This is a genomic window from Mesorhizobium sp. M7A.F.Ca.ET.027.03.2.1 (assembly GCF_003999175.1).
Lineage (GTDB): Bacteria > Pseudomonadota > Alphaproteobacteria > Rhizobiales > Rhizobiaceae > Mesorhizobium.
Genome location: NZ_RZOM01000353.1, coordinates 1 through 5431 on the forward strand (window position 1 = coordinate 1; position 5431 = coordinate 5431).

Consider the following 5431-nt stretch of genomic DNA (forward strand, 5'->3'; position numbering starts at 1 on the left):
CGCACAGACCAAGCAATTCCTCGAGGTCGGTGGAGATCAGCAGCACGGCAAGGCCACGCGCCGCCGTGTCGCGAATGCGCTGGCGCGACGCCAAAGTGTTGGCGAGATCGAGACCGTAGGTCGGCTTGTTGAAGATCACCACCTTGGCGCCTTCAGCCAGTTCCCGTGCCAGAAGCACCTTCTGGATGTTGCCGCCGGACAGCCTCGCGACAGGCGTCTTCAGGCTCGGCGTACGCACGTCATATTCGCGCACGAGCTGCGCGGCGCGCTTGTCAATCTCCGCGCGCTGCTCGACGCCGTTGCGCCAGAACGGGGCCGCACCGACCTGCTTGAGGAAGAAGTTGATCGAGACCGGGAAGGTGCCGACAGTGCCCTCGCCCAGCCGGTCGTCGGTCAGGTAGCGAAGGCCGCGCCGGCGGCGCTCGCCGACGCTTAGCGTCTCGATGGCGGCGCCGTCCAGCCGCACCGAGCCGCTGGTGGCTGTACGCTGGCCGGCCAGCGCTTCCGCCAGTTGCTTCTGGCCGTTGCCGTCGATGCCGGCAATGCCCAGGATCTCGCCTGGGCGGATGTCGAAGGAGATCGACGACAGGCCCGGCGCATTGTCCGTCGGCGCGACCGCCAGATCTGCGACCTGAAGCAGCGGGGCCGCTTCTGCTCGGGCAGTGCGGACCGGACGCTCGACGGCTTCCGGATCATCCTTCTGCTTGCCGAACATCAATTCCACGATCTCCGAGACGATCTCCTGTTCGCCCAGCGCGCGAAACCGCTCGGGCGGGATCTCGCCGACCTTGCGGCCGAGCTTCAGCACCGAGATGCGATCGCCGAAGGCAGCCGCCTCCTTGAGCTTATGGGTGATGAAGACGATCGCCAGGCCCTGCTCGACAAGGCGGCGCATCAGTGCGCCGAGTTCGTCGATGCCTTTCGGCGTCAGCATGGAGGTGGACTCGTCAAGGATGAGCAGCCGGCTGTTGCGCAGCATCGCGCGCAGAATCTCAACCTGCTGCTGCTCGCCGAGCGACAACTCCGATACCTTGGCTTGAAGCTTGACGGTGATGCCGAGCGTGCCGGTGATCTCGGCGACGCGCGCCGCCAGTTCCTCGGTCCTGGGGCGCTGCCACCACGGCCCGCCAAGCAGGAGATTTTCTGCCACCGTCAGCGTCGGCACCAGCATCATGTGCTGGAATACGGTGCCGATGCCGAGTGCCAGCGCATGGCGCGGCGAGGTGATCGGCGTCGGTTTGCCGTCGACCAGTATGCGTCCTTCGTCCGGCTGCTGCAGGCCGGACAACATGCCGATCAGTGTCGATTTTCCAGCGCCGTTCTCGCCCAGCAACACATGCACTTCGCCCGGGCGGATCGACAGGTCGACGCTGTCATTGGCAACGATGCCGGGGAACCGTTTGGTCACGCCTTCAAGCGCGACGATGTCGCGCCCTGCAACGGACGATGAAGAAAAACCGCTCATGAAAGCCCAGCACCAAAAAACAGGAATCGTCCGGAGGGGTGAACGGATCACCCCTCCGGCAGCCGACCGTGATCGCCTTACTGGGCGACGCTGGTCATCAATGCCCTGACGGCGGCCGCGTCATAGACCGGCTCAACCTTGATCTTGCCGGAAATGACGTCCTCGCGCAGCGCCTGGATTTCCGTCCAGGCATTGTCCGGGATCGCAGCGGTCTTCAGCAGCTTGACCGAGTCGTCCTTGAGGCCGATCGTATAGTGTTTGGTGCCGAACGTGTCGGCCTTCAGGTCGGCAATCATGGCCGCATAGACCGGCTCGATGTTCCACACCACCGACGACAGCAGGAAGCCCTTGTCGATCGGTGACTTGTCGCCGATGACGTCGATGAAATAGACCTTGCCGCCATCGGCTGCCTTGGTCGTCTCGACCGCCTGCAGCATGCCGAAGCTCGAACCGTTGCCTTGGCCGAAGATGATGTCGGCACCCGATGCGATCACGCTTTCGGTGACGCGCTTGCCGCCGGCCGCATCGCTGTAGGCGGCAGGGCCGATCACCGCATAGGTGATCTTGACGTCAGGATTTTCCGCCTTCACGCCTTGTGCGAACGCCGCCGACTGCGAATTCCACGATGGCGGTTCGCCCGAGACGACGATGCCGACCGACTTGGAACGCGACACCTTGGCGGCGAGACGGCCGGCCAGATAGGCACCCTCGTGGCCGCTCAGCGTGTAGTCGGCGACGAGGCCCTTCTCCAGGCCGGCTGGCGTGTCGACGATCGCCACCGGAACTTTCAGTTCCTTGGCGATTTCGGGCGCCGAGGTGTTGTAGCCGCTGGCATGCGCGATCAACAGGCTGGCGCCGTCGGAGGCAAGTTCCCGCAAGGTCGGACGAACATCGCCATAGCCGAGGCCCTGGGCCACGACCACTTCGACGCCGGCGGCCTTGCCCGCCGCCTTGGCGGCGTCGATGCCTTGCTGGTTCCAGCCATAGTCCGTGCCTTCTTCGGGCGTCAGGATGGCGATCGACTTGACCTCGCCGGCAAGCGCGCCGCTCATCAAGACACCGGTCAATATAGCTGCACTTACACTGCTCTTAAGAAGCTTAAACATGTTACCCTCTCTGTTGTTTCACCAATCAATATTCTTATTGTTATTGCGCAAAAGCGAGATAGACTGCCTAGGAAAAATTACATTATGGAGCTCAGGCAAAGTGAAGATCCGTTATGCCCTTCCGGTGATGCTGGCGTTGTCGTCCTTCGCCAACGCGGTTGAGTTGCACCATGTCACCGTCCGCACCGGCACTGACGGGCTCGACATGGTTCCGTTGACGATTTCGAATGCGGGCAGCGAAAGCCTCTCCTGCAACGCCGACTTCGCCCACTGGTATTCAGCCGGGATCGCAACGGTCGAGCCGGGCAAGAAAACCCGCGTCGAGCTCTGGTTCGATGCGAAGACCGGCACGTTCACGATCCTCAACGACAAACGCGAGAACCTGCCCGTCGAGCGGCTGTGGTGCGGTCTGGCGAGCCGCGCATATGCCACCCGCGTGCAGGTCACGCTCGACCGCACCCATGCGGCGAAAGGCGAGCGTGATGTGTCCTGCGGCATCGCGCGGGACAGCTTTGTCTGCCGGTAGGCGCTCATCGAGCTTTCCGTTCGAACACCGCGCGCCCCTTATTCTTTTGCCAGGAATGCGTCGGTGAAGACGTCGTCCGCCGACAGAGCCGCCTTGAGCACGCCCTGGTCCGTCAGCGTCTTCAGGGTCTCCTCCCACTGCGTCTTGGTCATCCAGCCGAGACCGTGTTCCTTTGTGTCAGGGCTGCTGAACGTCGATGCGATGTCGGCGTTGATCTGCGCCAGCAGCACATCCTTTTTCTCCGCATAGCCGGGCGCCGCCTTGGCGGTGATCTCGGCAGCCTCTTCCGGGTGTGCCACGACATAGTCGAAGGCCTCCCTGTATGCCCTGACGAAGCGGCGCACGACGTCCGGCTTGTCCTTGATCATCGCCTGCGAGGTGAACAGGCCCGAGCCATAGGCTTTCCACCCATGGTCCGCCCCCATCATGATGCTGAGCGAGCCGGGGCCTCCGGCCTTCGCTTCCAGTTCGGGAACCTCCGCATCGATATAGCCGACGACGGTCTGAACCCGGCCCAGCAGCAAATAGCTTTCATAGGGAGGCGAGACGCTGTTCAGCGTCATGTCTTTTTCGGTCAGGCCGTTGGCGGCCAGGAAGCCCTTGAAGAAGATGTAGGTGGAACCGGCCGGATGAATGCCGATGGTCAGTCCCTTGAGGTCGGACGGCCTGGTGAGCTTCAGCGTCTTGGCCAGCGAAATGATCCCCAGCGGCGAGTGCTGATTGACGGCCGCCAGCGCCACGACCGGGACATTCTGCGACCGTGCGACGGCAAGCGTGGGAAGATCGCCGAACCCGAAATCCGCGTTCTCATTGCCCACCAGCCGCATCGCGTCCGGCGAGCCGGATCCCTTGCGGATCTCGGCCACATCGATGTCGTTCTTGGCGAAGAAGCCCTTTTCCTTGCCGACGAAGAACATGGCGTGATTGCCGCGCACCACCCAGTCGAGCTGGACGTTGACCTTGTCGGCCGCCAGAGCCGCGCTGGAGAAGCCGAGCGCGCCGACAAAAGCTGCCAAGGTAGCTGCCTTGATAAGTGACCGTCTCAGCATGTTTTGTTCCCCTTTATGAATTTGGTTGATCGAGTGGGCCTAGGACTGGCTGAATTTCGGCGCCCACGGCACCACGATGCGTTCGAGGATTTCGGCGGCGTAGTAGAAGGCGATGCCAAGCACGGAAACGAGCAGCAGCGCTGCGAAGACCAGCGCCGTGTCGAGCTGGGTCGAAGCGAACTGGATGACGTAGCCGAGACCGTCCGACGCCCCGGCAAATTCGCCGACGATGGCGCCGATCACGCTCAACGTGGCGGCGATCTTGGTTCCGGCCATAAGGTTCGGCAGCGAGTGCGGAACGCGGATCCTGAACAGGATCTGCGTCTGGCTGGCCCCGACCGAATTCATCAGCGACAGCAGCGAGCGGTCGACCGATTGCATGCCGGCCAGCATAGAGAGCGTCACCGGGAAGAAGGCGATGACCAGGATCAGGCCGATCTTGGGCGCCAGTCCATATCCGAACCAGAGGATGAAGATCGGCGCGAGCGCGACTTTCGGCACGTTCTGGAACAGCACCACCAGCGGATAAAGGGCGCGTCCCAACCAATCGAAGCGCACGATGAGCAGCGCAATGGCGATGCCGACCACGACCGAGACCAGGAAGCCGAACAGGATCTCGCCCGCCGTCACCAGCGTCGCCTGCATCAGCGTGCCCCATTGCGCGACCAGCGACTTCGCGATCTCGGACGGAGCGGGAATAATGAAAGCGGATATGGCAAAGACCCGCACGGCCGCTTCCCACAGCACGATCGTCACCAGCAGCAGGATGACCGCAGGAAGCCAGCTGCCGGTCGCCGCACTCCAGCTGGAGGCGAGGCGCGGCTCGGAAAGGTCGGTGATGGGTTGGTCGCTCAAGACGCGCCTCCCGGTTGATGACTGGAGCGCAGCATCGTTCGCAACTGGACCACCAGCCTGACGAACTCCGGATCTTCGGTGACCGACAGGTCGCGCGGATAAGGCAGCGCAATGTCGAGGCTCTCGGTGATCCGCCCGGGCTTGATCCCCAGCACGTGAACATGGCGCGACAGATGGATGGCCTCGTCGATGGAATGGGTGACGAGCACGATCGTCTTGCCGGTCCGCTGCCAGATCTCCAGCAGCGACTGGCCCATCGAATCGCGGGTGATGGCATCGAGCGCGCCGAACGGTTCGTCCATCAGCAGGACTGCGGGATCGAGCGCCAGGGCCCGTGCAATGGCGACCCGCTGCCGCATGCCGCCCGACAGCTCGTTTGGCCGCTTGTGGGCGCTGTCGCCAAGCCCGACCAGTTCCAGCATCTCCTGCC

At 63.2% G+C, this 5431-nt stretch carries 6 protein-coding genes; 1 reads left to right on the plus strand and 5 read right to left on the minus strand.

The features are described from left to right. Positions 1 to 1465: ABC transporter ATP-binding protein (locus EN750_RS16790; RefSeq protein ID WP_145967719.1), on the minus strand; the 1465-nt coding region annotated here is incomplete at its 3' end. A gap of 77 nt (positions 1466 to 1542) precedes the next feature. Then, positions 1543 to 2571, minus strand: a complete 1029-nt coding sequence (locus EN750_RS16795; RefSeq protein WP_127397073.1) for a BMP family protein — start codon at positions 2569 to 2571, stop codon at positions 1543 to 1545. 127 nt (positions 2572 to 2698) lie between these two features. Here EN750_RS16795 and EN750_RS16800 point away from each other — a divergent pair, with 127 nt between their 5' ends. Beyond that, positions 2699 to 3097: a hypothetical protein gene (locus EN750_RS16800; protein ID WP_245482726.1), complete on the plus strand. Its 399-nt coding sequence runs from the start codon at positions 2699 to 2701 to the stop codon at positions 3095 to 3097. Between the two features lie 38 nt (positions 3098 to 3135). Here the strand turns inward: EN750_RS16800 and EN750_RS16805 are convergent, their stop codons facing one another. The 3 genes from EN750_RS16805 to EN750_RS16815 all read right to left on the minus strand — a co-directional run. Further along, complete coding sequence (locus EN750_RS16805) at positions 3136 to 4146, minus strand: ABC transporter substrate-binding protein (RefSeq protein WP_127397075.1); 1011 nt, start codon at positions 4144 to 4146, stop codon at positions 3136 to 3138. Between the two features lie 39 nt (positions 4147 to 4185). Further along, entirely contained in the window at positions 4186 to 5001 is an 816-nt protein-coding gene (locus tag EN750_RS16810; protein ID WP_127381746.1) for an ABC transporter permease, read from the minus strand. After that, positions 4998 to 5431, minus strand: a 434-nt coding sequence (locus tag EN750_RS16815) for an ATP-binding cassette domain-containing protein (RefSeq protein ID WP_145967721.1), incomplete at its 5' end; no start/stop codon positions are given. The genes EN750_RS16815 and EN750_RS16810, both read right to left, overlap by 4 nt.